The 15407-nt window shown below is 60.9% G+C and carries 12 protein-coding genes; 9 read left to right on the top strand and 3 right to left on the bottom strand.

Annotated elements, in window-relative coordinates; all coding sequences use genetic code 11:
- The first annotated feature begins 140 nt into the window (after window positions 1-140).
- The 4 genes from KGB07_RS17410 (at window position 141) to pabB (ending at window position 4780) form a co-directional block, all read left to right on the top strand.
- Window positions 141-677: an ATP-dependent zinc protease gene (locus tag KGB07_RS17410; protein WP_046042906.1), complete on the top strand. Its 537-nt coding sequence runs from the start codon at window positions 141-143 to the stop codon at window positions 675-677.
- A 5-nt stretch (window positions 678-682) separates the two neighbouring features.
- On the top strand, window positions 683-2218 hold the full coding sequence (locus KGB07_RS17405) for an inactive transglutaminase family protein (RefSeq protein ID WP_046042908.1): 1536 nt from the start codon (window positions 683-685) through the stop codon (window positions 2216-2218).
- A complete protein-coding gene (locus tag KGB07_RS17400) occupies window positions 2218-3204 on the top strand; it encodes an alpha-L-glutamate ligase-like protein (RefSeq protein WP_046042910.1) in 987 nt (328 codons plus the stop codon). The genes KGB07_RS17405 and KGB07_RS17400 overlap by 1 nt, the downstream gene beginning before the upstream one ends.
- A 232-nt stretch (window positions 3205-3436) precedes the next feature.
- Complete coding sequence (gene pabB / locus KGB07_RS17395) at window positions 3437-4780, top strand: aminodeoxychorismate synthase component I (protein WP_046042913.1); 1344 nt, start codon at window positions 3437-3439, stop codon at window positions 4778-4780.
- A gap of 125 nt (window positions 4781-4905) precedes the next feature.
- On the opposite strand, the gene thrH is transcribed toward pabB, so the two are convergent.
- Complete coding sequence (gene thrH, locus KGB07_RS17390) at window positions 4906-5523, bottom strand: bifunctional phosphoserine phosphatase/homoserine phosphotransferase ThrH (protein ID WP_046042914.1); 618 nt, start codon at window positions 5521-5523, stop codon at window positions 4906-4908.
- 173 nt (window positions 5524-5696) lie between these two features.
- Between thrH and KGB07_RS17385 the strand changes: the two genes are divergently transcribed.
- The 3 genes from KGB07_RS17385 (at window position 5697) to KGB07_RS17375 (ending at window position 9234) form a co-directional block, all read left to right on the top strand.
- Window positions 5697-6437: a phosphoadenylyl-sulfate reductase gene (locus KGB07_RS17385; RefSeq protein WP_056721880.1), complete on the top strand. Its 741-nt coding sequence runs from the start codon at window positions 5697-5699 to the stop codon at window positions 6435-6437.
- A gap of 470 nt (window positions 6438-6907) precedes the next feature.
- A complete protein-coding gene (locus KGB07_RS17380) occupies window positions 6908-8449 on the top strand; it encodes an NCS1 family nucleobase:cation symporter-1 (RefSeq protein ID WP_223466077.1) in 1542 nt (513 codons plus the stop codon).
- A 56-nt stretch (window positions 8450-8505) separates the two neighbouring features.
- Window positions 8506-9234, top strand: coding sequence for an aspartate/glutamate racemase family protein (locus KGB07_RS17375; protein WP_046042917.1), 729 nt, complete (start codon window positions 8506-8508; stop codon window positions 9232-9234).
- Window positions 9235-9366: 132 nt separating this feature from the next.
- Here the strand turns inward: KGB07_RS17375 and KGB07_RS17370 are convergent, their stop codons facing one another.
- Window positions 9367-10290 carry a LysR family transcriptional regulator gene (locus tag KGB07_RS17370; protein ID WP_223466075.1) on the bottom strand — a complete coding sequence of 308 codons (924 nt, stop codon included), beginning with the start codon at window positions 10288-10290 and terminating at the stop codon, window positions 9367-9369.
- Between the two features lie 124 nt (window positions 10291-10414).
- Between KGB07_RS17370 and KGB07_RS17365 the strand changes: the two genes are divergently transcribed.
- Window positions 10415-11161, top strand: a complete 747-nt coding sequence (locus KGB07_RS17365; RefSeq protein WP_223466074.1) for a 3-oxoacyl-ACP reductase family protein — start codon at window positions 10415-10417, stop codon at window positions 11159-11161.
- 140 nt (window positions 11162-11301) lie between these two features.
- Here KGB07_RS17365 and KGB07_RS17360 read toward each other — a convergent pair whose 3' ends face one another.
- The gene (locus KGB07_RS17360) at window positions 11302-11997 is read right to left on the bottom strand and encodes an HAD-IA family hydrolase (RefSeq protein WP_223466072.1); all 696 of its coding nucleotides are present in this window, start codon (window positions 11995-11997) and stop codon (window positions 11302-11304) included.
- 247 nt (window positions 11998-12244) lie between these two features.
- On the opposite strand from KGB07_RS17360, the gene KGB07_RS17355 reads away from it, so the two are divergent.
- Window positions 12245-15407 (top strand): RHS repeat-associated core domain-containing protein (locus tag KGB07_RS17355; protein ID WP_223466071.1); only part of this gene is annotated, 3163 nt, incomplete at its 3' end.

Below are 15407 nucleotides of genomic sequence, written 5' to 3'. Positions count from 1 at the left end.
AAACCACCGTGCTAGAATGCCGCCCGCATTTGTTTGTCACATCTGCACTGCCTGTCATAAAACCCTGCCAGGCATACGAGGGAGCTTGCGCAGCGATGCCAGGGCCTTGAATCAAGTCGGACCGCTGCGCACCAGGATTTATGAGACTCAAGCCCTTCCCCACCTTCCTTTATTTCCTTTGCCTGCCCGGCTTCGCAATGGCCGGGGAAAAGACCGTGTATGGCCTCAATGAGTACGCATCGCTCAATGGCATCGATCTGGAAGTGGCGGCCAAACTCGACACCGGAGCGAAAACCGCTTCCCTGAGTGCCCGGGACATCAAACGTTTCAAACGCAACGGCGAGTCGTGGGTGCGCTTTTACCTGGCCATCGACGCCGCCCATTCGCACCCGATCGAACGCCCGCTGGCCCGTGTCAGCAAGATCAAGCGCCGGGCCGGCGACTACGACCCGGAGGAAGGCAAGAAGTACACCGCCCGCCCGGTGATCGAACTGGACATCTGCATGGGCTCGGCCCTGCGCAGCATCGAAGTGAACCTGACCGACCGCAGCGCGTTCCAATATCCGCTCCTGATTGGCTCCGAAGCACTCAAGCGCTTCGATGCACTGGTTGACCCCAGCCTTAAATATGCTGCCGGCAAACCTGCCTGCACCACCGACGCTCATACCGCCGAGTAATTCAAATGCGCTCTCTTACCCTTCACCTGAAACTGCTGATCGCCATCCTGGTGGTGCTGGGCATTTCAGTTACGGCCTATCAGATCTTCGTGCTGGGCATCCCGGTGACCGAAGACGCCACCGACGACCTGTGGAACATCGACGCCAAGGTCGAGTTCGTCGCCAGTGCCAAGGACCCGGTCAAGATTCAGATGTTCGTGCCTCCGCTGAGCCGCGACTTCGTCAGCCTCAACGAGAGCTTTATCTCCAATAACTACGGCGTGGCCGTGAACCGGGTCGACGGCAACCGCAAGGTCACCTGGTCGGCACGCCGGGCCAAAGGCAACCAGACGCTGTATTACCGCCTGGTGCTGACCAAGCGTTATTCCGGCGAGAAAGCCAAGATCAAAGGCCCGACCTTTCGCGACAGCATGACCATCGAGGGCCCGGAAAAAATCGCCGCCGAAGCCCTGCTCGCACCGATTCGCCAACACTCGGCCGACGTCGAGACCTTCGTCGGCGAAGCCATCAAGCGGGTCAACAACCTCAACGACGACAACGTGAAACTGCTGCTGGCCGGTGATCCATCCGCCGCGCACAAGGCGAAAATCGTCGAGTTGCTGCTGTCCATCGCCCACGTGCCGATCGAGAAGGTCCACACCATCCGCCTGGTGGCCGACCAGCCGCAAATGCCGGAACTGTGGCTGCGCAGTTTCAATGGCACCGACTGGATGTACTTCAACCCGGAAACCGGTGAACAGGGCCTGCCGACCGATCGCCTGCTGTGGTGGACCGGCGACGAAAACCTGATCACCGTCGATGGCGGCAAGAAAGCCAATGTGACCTTCAGCCTGAACAACAGCGAAATGAACGCCATTCGCCTGGCCAAGCTGACCGACGAAAACACCGACGCCAACTTCCTCGAATATTCGCTGTACGGCCTGCCGCTGCAAACCCAGCAGACCTTCATGATCATGGTGATGATCCCGATCGGCGTGCTGGTGATCCTGATCCTGCGCAACCTGATCGGCATCCAGACCCTGGGCACCTTCACCCCGGTGCTGATCGCCCTGGCCTTCCGCGAAACCCAGCTCGGCTTCGGTATCATGCTGTTTACCATCATCACGGCGCTGGGCCTGTCGCTGCGCTCCTACCTTGAACACCTGAAACTGCAAATGCTGCCGAGGCTGTCGGTGGTGCTGACGTTCGTGGTGGTGCTGATTGCGGCGATCAGCCTGTTCAGCCATAAACTCGGCCTGGAACGCGGCTTGTCGGTGGCGCTGTTCCCGATGGTGATCCTGACCATGACCATCGAACGCCTGTCGATCACCTGGGAAGAGCGCGGCGGTGGCCATGCCATGAAAGTGGCCATCGGTACGCTGTTCGCCGCGTCTCTGGCGCACCTGATCATGACCGTGCCGGAACTGGTGTACTTCGTGTTCACGTTCCCGGCGATCCTGCTGATCCTGGTGGGTTTCATGCTGGCCATGGGTCGTTATCGCGGTTATCGCCTGACCGAACTCGTGCGTTTCAAGGCCTTCCTGAAAAAGGCTGATGCGTGATGTTCGGCTTCTGGAAGACCTGGAAGGCCCTGGAAGCTCGGGGCATCATGGGGATCAATCGACGCAACGCAGACTACGTGCTCAAGTACAACAAGCGCAGCCTGTACCCGATCGTCGATGACAAGATCATCACCAAGGAACGCGCCATCGCCGCCGGCATCCACGTGCCCGAGTTGTATGGCGTGATCTCCACCGAGAAGGAAATCGACAATCTCGAAGAGATCATCGGCGGGCGCAGCGACTTCGTGATCAAACCGGCCCAGGGCGCTGGCGGCGATGGCATCCTGGTCATCGCCGACCGCTTTGAAGGGCGTTATCGCACGGTGTCCGGCCGGATCATCAGCCATGAAGAAATCGAGCATCAGATTTCCAGCATCCTGACCGGCCTGTACTCCCTGGGCGGGCACCGCGACCGGGCGCTGATCGAATACCGCGTGATCCCGGACCAGATCTTCAAGAGCATCAGTTACGAAGGCGTGCCGGACATTCGCATCATTGTTTTGATGGGCTACCCGGTGATGGCCATGTTGCGCTTGCCGACGCGCCAGTCCAACGGCAAGGCCAACCTGCACCAGGGCGCCATCGGTGTCGGCGTGGACCTGGCCACCGGCCTCACCCTGCGCGGCACCTGGCTGAACAACATCATCAACAAACACCCGGACACCACGAACGCAGTGGATGGCGTGCAACTGCCCTACTGGGACGGTTTCATGAAACTCGCCGCTGGTTGTTATGAGTTGTGCGGCTTGGGCTACATCGGTGTCGACATGGTCCTGGACCAGGAAAAAGGCCCGCTGATTCTGGAACTCAACGCCCGGCCGGGGCTGAATATCCAGATTGCCAACGATTGCGGGCTGACGTTGCGTACTCATGCGGTCGAGGCGCGGCTGGAAGACCTCAAGGCTCGTGGCGTGACTGAATCGGTCGAAGAGCGCGTGGCGTTTGTACAGGAGATGTTTGGACATATTCCTGCGGTCGAAGGCTGATCTTTTGTGGCGAGGGAGCTTGCTCCCGCTGGGGTGCGCAGCAGCCCCCCCTTCTCCCATGTGTGCCAGCTGGATCATGCGTCTGCTGCGCAGACGAGCGGGAGCAAGCTCCCTCGCCACAGAGTTTTATTTCGGCCGTTATCAACATGCATCTTTCCGACATCCCTCTAGGACCAAGTCCTGCAGAGGACTACAATCGCCACCCCGCCTCGATGGCTGACTTCCCCCGCCCATGTTGACCTGCTCCGTACACCCGCTGCCCTATCGCGCCAACCCCGCCGAATATTTCGCGGCGATTCGCCATGCCCCTGGCGCCGTGCTGCTCGACAGTGGCCGCCCCAGCGCCGACCGCGGCCGCTATGACCTGCTCAGCGCCTGGCCGCTGGAACAACTGACGGTATCGCCCGACGAAAGTGGCGACGCCTTCCTGCAACGCCTGCGCGATAACCTGACACGCCTGGGCGAAGCCACCCTGCCAGCACCTTATGAGTTGCCGTTTGCCGGTGGATTGATCGGCTACCTGAGTTACGACTTCGGCCGACATCTGGAGCGCCTGCCGAGCCAGGCCCGTGACGACCTGCAGCTGCCTGACGCACGTTTCGGTTTGTACAACTGGGCATTGATCAGCGATCACCTTTCGCTGACCAGTCAATTGGTGTTCCACCCGACCCTGCCCGACAGCGAGCGTCAGCGCCTGATCGATCTGTTCAGCCAATCTGCGCCGGGAGTGGTCGCGCCCTTCAAACTGCTCACCCCGATGACTGCCGAGTTGAGCGCCGATGAGTATCAACAGGCCATCGAGCGCATCCAGCAGTACATTCAGGCCGGCGACTGTTATCAGGTCAATTTCGCCCAACGCTTTCGCGCACCCTGCCAGGGTGATTCGTGGGCCGCTTACTGCGCGCTGCGCGCAGCGTGCCCGACGCCTTTTTCCGGTTTCCAGAGCCTGCCTGACGGCGATGCCGTACTCAGCCTGTCGCCGGAACGCTTCGTCAAAGTCAGCCAGGGCCATGTGGAAACCCGCCCGATCAAGGGCACTCGCCCGCGGGGCCTGACGCCTGAGCAAGACGCTGCGAACGCCGCCGAACTGCTGGCCAGCCCCAAGGACCGCGCGGAAAACCTGATGATTGTCGATCTGCTGCGCAATGACCTCGGTCGCACCTGCCGCACCGGCTCGGTACGGGTGCCGGAACTGTTCAGCCTGGAAAGCTATCCGAACGTGCACCACCTGGTGAGCAGCGTCACCGGTGAACTGGCGGATGACCGCGATGCCCTGGACCTGATCGCCGGCAGCTTCCCCGGCGGCTCGATTACCGGCGCGCCAAAGATTCGCGCCATGCAGATCATCGATGAGCTGGAACCGACCCGGCGCGGACTGTATTGCGGTTCATTGATCTACCTGGACGTGCGCGGCGAGATGGACAGCTCCATCGCCATTCGCAGTCTGCTGGTCAAGGACGGGCAGGTGTGCTGCTGGGGTGGTGGCGGGATTGTCGCGGACTCGGAATGGCAGGCTGAGTATCAGGAGTCGATCACCAAGGTGAAGGTGTTGCTCGAAACCTTGCAAAACCTCTGACACCGAACCCGTCCCTGTAGGAGCGAGCTTGCTCGCGATGAACCTGAAAACGCTGCGGGGTGTCAGGCTTGCCGCGTTATCGTTGACGACCATCGCGAGCAAGCTCGCTCCGACAGGAAATGTACTTACAGGCTCAAAGTGCGGTTCGAAGCCTTGATGAACTCCTGCTTCAGCTCTTCAAACGTGTGCACCGCCGGGAACTGCGGGAACTGCGCAATCACGTTATCCGGCGCATGGAACAGAATCCCGGCATCGGCCTCGCCCAACATCGTGGTGTCATTGTAGGAATCCCCCGCCGCGATCACCCGGTAGTAGAGGCTCTTGAAGGCCAGGACTGACTGACGCTTGGGATCTTTCTGACGCAGTTGATAGTCAGTGACTCGCCCAGTGTCGTCAGTAATCAGACGATGGCAGAGCAAGGTCGGGAAGCCCAGTTGGCGCATCAGCGGCTGGGAGAACTCATAGAAGGTGTCCGACAGGATCACCACCTGGAAACGCTCGCGCAGCCAGTCGACGAACTCGATGGCGCCGTCCAGCGGCTTGAGCGTGGCGATCACTTCCTGAATGTCGGAGAGCTTCAGGCCGTGCTCGTCGAGGATCCGCAGGCGCTGCTTCATCAGCACGTCGTAGTCGGGAATGTCCCGGGTGGTGGCCCTGAGGGATTCGATCCCGGTTTTTTCGGCGAAGGCGATCCAGATTTCCGGAACCAATACACCTTCAAGATCCAGACAGGCAATTTCCACAAGACACTCCCATTTGTATTGATTATTGAGTCGAGCGAGCAAAAAGACTGCCGAACTCTAGCGACTCGGGCCTGCCTGCGCAACGCAGAGGATGCCCCGGCCCGTGCAGCTTTTTGTTACCATCGACCCTATATAGAGCGCCCAGCGCCACCGACCTGTAGGAAGCCGCCCTGATGAGCCCAACGTTCGACGTCGTGGAACTCGCCACGACCTATGCCAACAAATCCGCCCAGGACATTCTGAAACTCGCTTTTGCCGAGTTCGGCGATGACCTGTGGATATCTTTCAGCGGCGCCGAGGATGTGGTGCTGGTGGACATGGCCTGGAAGCTGAACAAGAACGTCAAGGTGTTCAGCCTCGACACCGGCCGCTTGCACCCCGAGACGTATCGTTTCATCGATCAGGTGCGTGAGCACTACAAGATCGACATCGAACTGGTGTCGCCGGACTACACCAAACTCGAACCGTTCGTGAAGGAAAAAGGCCTGTTCAGCTTCTACAAGGACGGCCATGGCGAATGCTGCGGCATCCGCAAGATCGAACCGCTGCGCCGCAAACTGTCCAGCGTGACGGCCTGGGCCACCGGCCAGCGTCGGGACCAGAGCCCCGGTACTCGCAGCGCCGTCGCGGTGATGGAAATCGACACCGCGTTCTCCACCCCGGAACGCACCCTGTACAAGTTCAACCCGCTGGCGCAAATGACCAGCGAAGAGATCTGGGGCTACATCCGCATGCTGGAACTGCCGTACAACAGCCTGCACGAACGCGGTTTCATCAGCATTGGCTGCGAACCCTGCACCCGCCCGGTACTGCCGAACCAGCACGAGCGTGAAGGCCGCTGGTGGTGGGAAGAAGCGACGCAGAAGGAATGCGGGCTGCATGCGGGGAATATCATCAGCAAGTCGAAAGCCTGATCCCAAGCCTTGTGAAATCCCCCCTGTGGGAGCCCACAAAAAATGTGTACACACGAATGTCACCATCGGTGCCATTTGTGTGTGCACTTTTAGTTTCAGCGCCCCAAAAAGTTACATCTCCTTTCTCATCATCTCGCCTTCATCTCCCTCTCCAAAAATAAATACCTGTTCAATCGGTCAATTTATATTTTCTATTTTTCAGTCAGTTATCCGTTACCGATAACAAAACGAAATGAGCACTGATTTTTATAGAATCGCGACTGGCATGGATCTGGCTTAAGTGCATGCATGTTTTGTATACAATCAAATCAAAACATACACACACTTTAGATCCGCAAGCCTGAAGCGCCCTATCCCGTACAGGCTGCAGATGCCCCGTAACCAATGATATTCGCCACCCGCGACGAAGATTTGTCGAGCCAACGCTCATGCACAGTCATCGCGGCGTCGAGCATCAGGAGCCTGCCGGAATGCGTACTAGTCTCTCCAATAACAACATCGCGCTGGATCTACCCTCCTCCCAATCCACCCACACCGCCGACAATCAGGCGCATCACGCCCCCGTGGTACTCAGCCCCCGATTGCACAACAAGGACCTGGCACCGACCAAGTCCGAAGGCCGGCGCTGGGGCCGCTACAGCATCTTTGCCCTGTGGACCAACGATGTGCACAACATTGCCAACTACTCGTTTGCCATCGGCCTGTATGCCCTTGGCCTGGGTGGCTGGCAGATCCTGTTGTCCCTGGGGATCGGCGCGGCACTGGTCTACTTCTTCATGAACTTGTCTGGCTACATGGGCCAGAAAACCGGAGTGCCGTTTCCGGTCATCAGCCGGATCAGTTTCGGCATTCACGGTGCGCAGATTCCTGCATTGATCCGCGCCGTTATCGCCATCGCCTGGTTCGGCATTCAGACGTACCTGGCGTCCGTGGTCTTTCGCGTGCTGTTGACGGCGGTCCATCCCGGGTTCGCCGACTACGATCACGACTCGATCCTCGGCCTGTCGACCCTGGGCTGGGTGTGTTTCGTCGTGATCTGGTTCGTGCAACTGGCGATCCTTGCCTATGGCATGGAGATGGTGCGGCGCTACGAGGCGTTTGCCGGCCCGGTGATTCTGCTGACCGTCGCCGCCCTCGCCGCGTGGATGTACACCCAGGCCGATGCGACGATTGCCTGGTCGATCCGTGAGCCGCTGACTGGCGGTGAGATGTGGCGCAACATCTTTGCCGGTGGCGCGTTGTGGCTGGCGATCTACGGCACCTTGATCCTCAACTTCTGCGACTTCGCCCGCTCTTCGCCGTGCCGCAAGACCATCAAGGTCGGAAATTTCTGGGGCTTGCCGGTGAACATCCTGGTGTTCGCCAGCATCACGGTCCTGCTGTGCGGCGCGCAATTTCAGATCAATGGCCGGATCATCGAAAGCCCGACCGAAATCATCGCCTCGATCCCCAACACCTTCTTCCTGGTGCTCGGCTGCCTGGCGTTCCTGATCGTCACCGTGGCGGTGAACATCATGGCCAATTTCGTCGCCCCGGCGTTCGTACTCAGCAATCTGGCGCCCAAGTACCTGACCTTCCGCCGCGCCGGGCTGATCAGCGCGACCATCGCCGTGCTGATCCTGCCGTGGAACCTCTACAACAGTCCGCTGGTGATCGTGTATTTCCTGTCCGGCCTCGGTGCCCTGCTCGGCCCGTTGTACGGGGTGATCATGGTCGACTACTGGCTGGTTCGAAAAGGCCAGGTCAACGTGCCGCAGTTGTACAGCGAAGACCCGAACGGCGCGTATTACTACAGCCGCGGGGTCAATTTGCGCGCCGTGGCGGCGTTCATTCCCGCCGCCCTGATCGCCATCGTCCTGGCCCTGGTACCGGGGTTCCACAGCGTATCGCCGTTCTCCTGGCTGATTGGTGCTGGCATCGCCGGGATGCTCTACCTGATCATCGCCAAGCGCCAACCGCACTACGCCGATGTCAGCGGCGAAGCCATCGCGGTCGACAACGCCAGCCACTGATCCTGTCGCGGCCCGGCGTTGTCGGGCCGCAGAACCAACTGCAATAAGGACTTCCCATGCGCATTCTCGTGGTCAATGTCAACACCACCGAATCCATCACCCAGGCCATCGCCCGCTCGGCGCAGGCCGTCGCGTCGCCCGGCACGGAAATCGTCGGCCTCACCCCGCACTTCGGCGCCGACTCCATTGAAGGCAATTTCGAGAGTTACCTGGCGGCCATCGCGGTCATGGACCGGGTGATGTCCTATGACCAGCCGTTCGACGCAGTGATCCAGGCCGGCTACGGCGAACACGGCCGTGAAGGCCTGCAGGAACTGCTCAATGTGCCGGTGGTGGACATCACCGATGCCGCCGCCAGCACGGCGATGTTTCTCGGTCACGCCTATTCCGTGGTCACCACCCTCGACCGCACCGTGCCGCTGATCGAAGATCGCCTCAAGCTCTCCGGCCTGTGGGACCGTTGCGCCTCGGTACGGGCCAGTGGTTTGGCAGTGCTGGAGCTGGAGCACGAACCGCAGCGCGCACTGGAGGCCATCGTGCATCAGGCCGAACTGGCGGTGAGCCAGGACAAGGCCGAAGTGATTTGCCTGGGCTGCGGCGGCATGGCCGGGCTGGACGATCAGATTCGCCGGCGCACCGGGGTACCGGTGGTGGATGGGGTGACGGCGGCGGTGACTATTGCCGAGTCGCTGGTGCGGCTGGGGTTGTCGACGTCGAAGGTGCGGACTTATGCGACGCCGCGGCCGAAAAACATCATTGGCTGGCCGGCGCGGTTTGCCCGGTAGGCCGCGTTATCGTTCATCGCGGGCAAGCCACGCTCCCACAGGATCTACGTCGTATGACGGTAAGGTGTACGACGCAAAACCTGTGGGAGCGTGGCTTGCCCGCGATGGCCTCGCCTCGGTCTTGAGCCTGCCTCAAATGGCACTGAACCTCTGCCCCAATCCCCGCTCGGCAAACTGCTCAATGACGAATTCGACAAACGCCCGGGTCTTGCCGGGCAGCAGTTTGTGTTCGGCGTAATAGATGGAGGTATAGCCGTCATCGATGTACCAGTCCGGCAACACCCGCTGCAACCTTCCCGACTCCAGATAACCCGAGGCAAACGGCATGCTCACCAGCGCAATGCCCAGACCCTGCGCGGCCGTGGCGCAGGCGGCCTCGGAATCGCTCATGGTCATCCTCGCCTTGAGCGTCAACGGGCTGTGTTGCTGATTGCGATGGGTCAACTGCCAGGAGCGCACCCGACCGGTCTGCGGTGAGCGAATCAGAATCCCGTCATGGTGCTTGAGGTCATCCGGCTCGCTGATTGCCGCATGTGTCTCCAGATAGTCCTTCGTAGCCACCAACACCCGATGCGCGGGACTCAGCCGGCGCGCCACCACGCCCTGGGGCAATTCAAAGCCGCCGCCGATTGCCGCGTCGAAACCTTGCCCGATCAGATCGACCTGGCGGTTGTCGAAGTGCCAGTCCGGGTTTATCGCCGGGAATCGCCGCAGAAACTCGCCGAACATCGGCACAATGTACAGGCAGCCAAATACCGTCCCCATACTGACTTTCAGGGTGCCCGCCGGCTGCCCTCCGGCGCTGGCAAGATTGGCCACGGCATTCTGGATCGTGTGCAGGCTGCCGCTGACTTCGCCGAGAAACAACTGACCGGCCTCCGTCAGCGTCAGGCTGCGAGTGCTGCGCTGGAACAATCTGACGCCCAGGCGCGCCTCGAGCTTGGCAACACTCTTGCCCACCGCCGCCGGTGTCAGGCTCAGGCGTCGCGCCGCTTCAGCAAAGCTGCCGACCTCGGCACTGCGCACAAAGCATTCGATACTGCTGAAGGTTTCCATAGGCGCCACTATAAACTTTTGGTTTACACAGACTATCGTAATTATGGTCTACACAGCAGGTAATCCTGAATCGATACTAGGCTCCATCAACCGGGACATCTCGCCTCGGGACTTGGAGATCGACATGACTACTCAGAACCTCAGCGGCAAAGTGGCATTGATTCAAGGTGGTTCTCGCGGTATCGGCGCAGCCATCGTCAAGCGCCTGGCTGCTGAAGGCGCGACCGTTGCCTTCACTTACGTCAGCTCCACGGCCAAGGCCGAAGAACTGCAAGACAGCATCACCGCCAAGGGCGGCAAGGCCCTGGCCATCAAGGCCGACAGCGCCGACGCCGACGCGATCCGCAGTGCTGTGTCCGCCACGGTAGAAGCCTTCGGTCGCCTGGATATCCTGGTCAACAATGCCGGCGTACTGGCGGTCGCACCGCTGGCCGAGTTCAAACTCGAAGACTTCGACCAGACCCTGGCCATCAACGTACGCAGCGTGTTCATCGCCACCCAGGCCGCAGCCCGGCACATGACCGAAGGCGGTCGTATCATCAATATCGGCAGCACCAACGCCGACCGCATGCCCTTCGCCGGTGGTGGCCCGTACGCCATGAGCAAGTCGGCGCTGGTCGGCCTGACCAAAGGCCTGGCCCGTGATCTCGGCCCGCAAGGCATCACCATCAATAACGTGCAACCGGGCCCGGTCGACACCGACATGAACCCGGCCCACGGTGACTTTGCAGAAAGCCTGATCCCGTTGATGGCCGTGGGCCGTTATGGCAAGGCCGAAGAAATCGCCAGCTTCGTTGCTTACCTTGCCAGCCCTGAAGCGGGCTATATCACTGGGGCCAGCCTGACCATCGACGGTGGTTTCGGCGCCTGACGCGTGTCAGCCAACTACAATAACTGTGGGAGCGAGCCTGCTCGCGAAGAGGGAGTATCAGACACGTTGATGTTGTCTGAAACACCGCTTTCGCGAGCAGGCTCGCTCCCACATTTGCCAGTGTCGGCCCGTCTTTTTAGCTAGGCCCATTCCAGCGCCGGCAAACCAAATGCGCCCGGCTCAAACGCCTTCAACGTACGAAGAATGCCATCGGCATGTGCGTACTTTGCGTCGGCCATTGCCGCATCCGGAATCGCAATCGCCGTCATCCCTGCCGCCTTCGCCGCAGTGACACCAAAGGGCGAATCCTCGAACACCAGGCAATCTTCGGGTGCAACACCCAGGCGCCGCGCCGCCGTCAGGAAAATATCCGGTGCCGGTTTGGCCGCGCCCACTTCGGGGTCATCGGCGGTGACGATAAAGTCGAACAAGGCGAACCAGTCGCGGTGCAAGGTGGTTTTCTGGCCAAACGACTGGCTCGAGGAACTGGTTCCCACGGCAATGGGAATGTTGTTGGCCTTCAGATGCCGTACCAGTTCCTGTGCACCGGGCATTGCCTGCGCTGTAGGAAAACGCTCGCGCATCAGCGGCTCGCGGATCACCAGGAACTCTTGCGCCGTAATCGGCAGGTCCAGCGCTTCAACCACATAGCGCGCCAGATCGCCCGCGCCCCGGCCAATGATGTTCTGTTTGATGCTCCAGTCGAACGTCCGGCCGTAACGCGCGGCAATGATGGACGTGACTTCGGTGTAGATGCCCTCTGTATCCAGCAACAAGCCGTCCATATCGAAAATCACGGCCTTGATCGGGCCGAATGCTTTCAGTGGTGCATTCATCGCATCTGATCCGTTTTCTAAGGCATCCCGGGCAGTTCAGGTACGGCCGATGCCCCATGGATTAAAGGATTCAGCAGCATAGCGAGCCCCGCCGGTTCAGGGCAATGATGAAATCCCGATCGACGCCGAATGGCCCTCCACGATTTAGCGAATCGCCCTACAGCAAGCGCCACCTTTCCCGACTTCTTTCCTCGCCGATCCCCCGCAGAGTTTCGCGCTCCACACTCCGCCAAGCGAAAGACAGCAGATGTTCGATCCCCAAGAGGTATTGGCATGCCCCGCCAGCGGCTCCCTGACACTTCGCTCCGGTAGGCAAGAACGCCACGAGGACGCCTCCAGACAGGCGAAAAACCCCAATGGCGACAGCGCCGACACCGTCGAGCGAACCACCGCTCACAACGGCCCGGTGTCGATGGTAACCGGCGAAGGACTGCTGCCCTTCACCGACGGTACCCTCGACGGGATCCTGCCCTTCTACTTCACCCGCCTCTATCGCACCAGCGCCGTCGAAATCGATAGCGGCCTCGGTTTTGGCTGGAGCCATTCGCTGTCCCAGCACCTGGAATTCCACGGCGAGCAAGTGCTGTGGATCGATCCCGAAAACCGCCGCACGCCGTTTCCACGCCCGACGGCGGAGCGCCCGGTGATCCACAACAGCCTGTCGCGAGCGGCGATTTACCTCGGCAAGAAGCCGGACGAACTGATCCTTGCCCTGGCCGGCGACCGCGCGCGGTTCTACCACTTTCATGACGGCCGGCTCAGCGCGATCAGCGACGCCTACGGCAACCGCCTGACGGTGCAGCGGGACCGCTGTGACCGGATCCAGCGCCTGGACAACGGCGCCGACCGCGCCTTATTGCTGCGTTACGACTTCAAGCATCTGGTGGCCGTCGACTATCAGGTGCTTCAGCGCGGCGACCCCGAGGCGAACACCTGGAGCACCGAACAGACACTGGTCAGCTACCGCTACGACGCCCGCCAGCGCTTGATCGAGGCAACCAACGCCGCGGGTGAAAGCGAGCGCTATGACTACGACGAGCAGCACGTCATCCTGCAACGGCAACTGGCCGGCGGCGCGAGTTTTTTCTGGGCGTGGGAACGTTCCGGCAAGGCAGCCCGCTGCATCCATCATTGGGCCTCGTTTACGCAATTGGAGGCGCGTTACGCCTGGGACGATCAAGGCTGCGTGACAGTGAACTACGCCGACGGTAGCGAAGAGTCTTACGTTCATGACGATCGCGCACGATTGGTGCGCCAGGTCGGGCCCGACGGCGGTGAGCTGCACAAGGCCTACGACGATCAGGGCCGCCTGATCGCCGAGCAGGACGCCCTCGGTGCTGTCACCGAATACCAGTATGACGAAGTCGGCCTGTTGGTCGCGCAGCTTGCGCCCGATGAGGCGCCCATGTCCTGTGACTATCGCCACGGTTTCCTGCACACCCTCAGCCGTGGTCAGGCGACATGGACCTGTCAGCGCAATGCCCAGGGCGACATCACTGCCGTCACCGATCCCGACGGACAGATCACCCGCAATTTCTACGACCCGCAGGGGCGCTTGCTGACAATTCGATTCCCCGACCAGAGCGGTCACCGGTTTGTCTGGAGCGCCTTGGGGCAACTGTTGGAGGAGACCTTGCCAGACGGTGCCCAGCACACTTTTTCCTACGATGTGCTGGGCCGGCGGATTACCCGGCAGGACGAACACGGTGCCATCACCGGCTATGAGTGGGACACCGTGGGTCGACTGACCAGGACCACGCTGCCCACCGGTGCCTGCCGTGCCTATCGCTACAACGCCTACGGCCAGGTCACCGCCGAAACCGACGAACTGGGACGGGTAACCCGTTACGAATTCGCCGACGATCTGCACCTGGTCAGCCGTCGGATCAACCCCGACGGCAGCGCACTGAAGTACAGCTACGACCATGCGCAACTGTTGCTCACCGAGATCGAAAATGAAGTCGGCGACACCTATCGACTGGACTACACGCCGGGCGGATTGATCCGACAGGAAACCGGCTTCGATGGCCGTCGTACCAGCTATGCGTATGACGGTAATGGCCAGTTGATGGAGAAAACCGAGCTCGGCGACGACGGTTCGCAACTCGTCACGCAGTACCAACGCGACAGTGCCGGGCGCTTATTGCTCAAGACCCTGCCCGACGGGGTCAAGGTCGAGTACCACTACGACGACTTCGGGCGGCTGGTCAGCGTCGACGACGGCCAGGACCATCCGCTGGCGTTCGAATACGACCGCCAGGACCGGCTGATCACCGAGCATCAGGGCTGGGCTACTCTGCGTTACGGCTACGACGCCTGCGGGCGGCTCAAGCGCCTGCGCCTGCCGGACGGCTGTGTCCTTGCTTACCACCACGCCAAAGGGGGCGCCCTGACTGCCATCGATCTCAACGGCACGCGCCTGACCAGCCACCGTTTTGTCGGCGGGCGCGAACAGCAACGCCAACAGGGCCTGCTGCTCAGCGATTACGCCTACGACGAGCAAGGTCGTTTGCAAGTCCATGCCGTCAGCCAAAAGCAACGACCCCTGTACCGCCGCGAGTATGCCTACAGCGCAAAGGGCAATCTCCTGCAGATTGCCGACAGCCGTCAGGGCCAACGCCACTATCAATACGATGCGCTCGACCGCCTGACCGGCGTACGCCACACCCGCGACCAGTTCGCGGAGAACTTCACCCATGACCCGGCCGGCAACCTGCTGATCCAGGGCTGCCCAGGTCCGTGCGTGCTAAAGGGCAATCGCCTGTGCCGCCGCTACGACAGTCACTATGACTACGACGCCTTCGGCAACCTGATCCGTGAACGCCGCGGTACGCCGACCCAGGTCACAGAATACTCTTACGACAGCCAGCACCGCCTGATTGGCGTCAGCAGCCCGGACGGTAAAAGTGTCAGCTACCGCTACGACGCCTTCGGCCGGCGCATCCGCAAAACCGTCGACGGCCAGACAATGCAACTCTTCTGGCAAGGTGACCAGCTCATCGCCGAAAGCGCTCCCCGGCACTACCGCAGTTACGTTTACGAACCCGGCAGCTTCCGCCCGCTGGCGCTGCTCGACGGCAAGGGCCGGGCAGACGTCTGCCCGTTCTACTACCAACTCGACCACCTCGGCACCCCGCAGGAACTGACCAGCTACGGTGGCGCCATCGTCTGGTCGGCGAAATACACCGCCCACGGAAAACTCCGCGAAGTAAGCCACGGCGACGGCGAACGGTTCGAACAGCCGCTACGGTTTCAGGGGCAATACTTCGACGTCGAAAGCGGCCTGCACTACAATCGGCATCGCTACTACCATCCGGACATCGGTCGTTATCTGACGCCGGATCCGGTCAAGCTGGCCGGTGGGCTGAACCCGTATCGGTACACCAGGAACCCGACGGGGTGGGTGGGTC

It is taken from the genome of Pseudomonas sp. GL-RE-26 (genome assembly GCF_019956275.1).
Taxonomy (GTDB): domain Bacteria; phylum Pseudomonadota; class Gammaproteobacteria; order Pseudomonadales; family Pseudomonadaceae; genus Aquipseudomonas; species Aquipseudomonas grandcourensis.
This window is presented reverse-complemented; position numbering and strand designations above follow the sequence as displayed.

Bases quoted from the DNA above. Each gene is read 5' to 3' on its own strand.
- KGB07_RS17410 (WP_046042906.1), top strand. From the start codon at position 141: ATGAGACTCAAGCCCTTCCCCACCTTCCTTTATTTCCTTTGCCTGCCC.
- KGB07_RS17405 (WP_046042908.1), top strand. From the start codon at position 683: ATGCGCTCTCTTACCCTTCACCTGAAACTGCTGATCGCCATCCTGGTG.
- KGB07_RS17400 (WP_046042910.1), top strand. From the start codon at position 2,218: ATGTTCGGCTTCTGGAAGACCTGGAAGGCCCTGGAAGCTCGGGGCATC.
- pabB (WP_046042913.1), top strand. From the start codon at position 3,437: ATGTTGACCTGCTCCGTACACCCGCTGCCCTATCGCGCCAACCCCGCC.
- KGB07_RS17385 (WP_056721880.1), top strand. From the start codon at position 5,697: ATGAGCCCAACGTTCGACGTCGTGGAACTCGCCACGACCTATGCCAAC.
- KGB07_RS17380 (WP_223466077.1), top strand. From the start codon at position 6,908: ATGCGTACTAGTCTCTCCAATAACAACATCGCGCTGGATCTACCCTCC.
- KGB07_RS17375 (WP_046042917.1), top strand. From the start codon at position 8,506: ATGCGCATTCTCGTGGTCAATGTCAACACCACCGAATCCATCACCCAG.
- KGB07_RS17370 (WP_223466075.1), bottom strand. From the start codon at position 10,290: ATGGAAACCTTCAGCAGTATCGAATGCTTTGTGCGCAGTGCCGAGGTC.
- KGB07_RS17365 (WP_223466074.1), top strand. From the start codon at position 10,415: ATGACTACTCAGAACCTCAGCGGCAAAGTGGCATTGATTCAAGGTGGT.
- KGB07_RS17360 (WP_223466072.1), bottom strand. From the start codon at position 11,997: ATGAATGCACCACTGAAAGCATTCGGCCCGATCAAGGCCGTGATTTTC.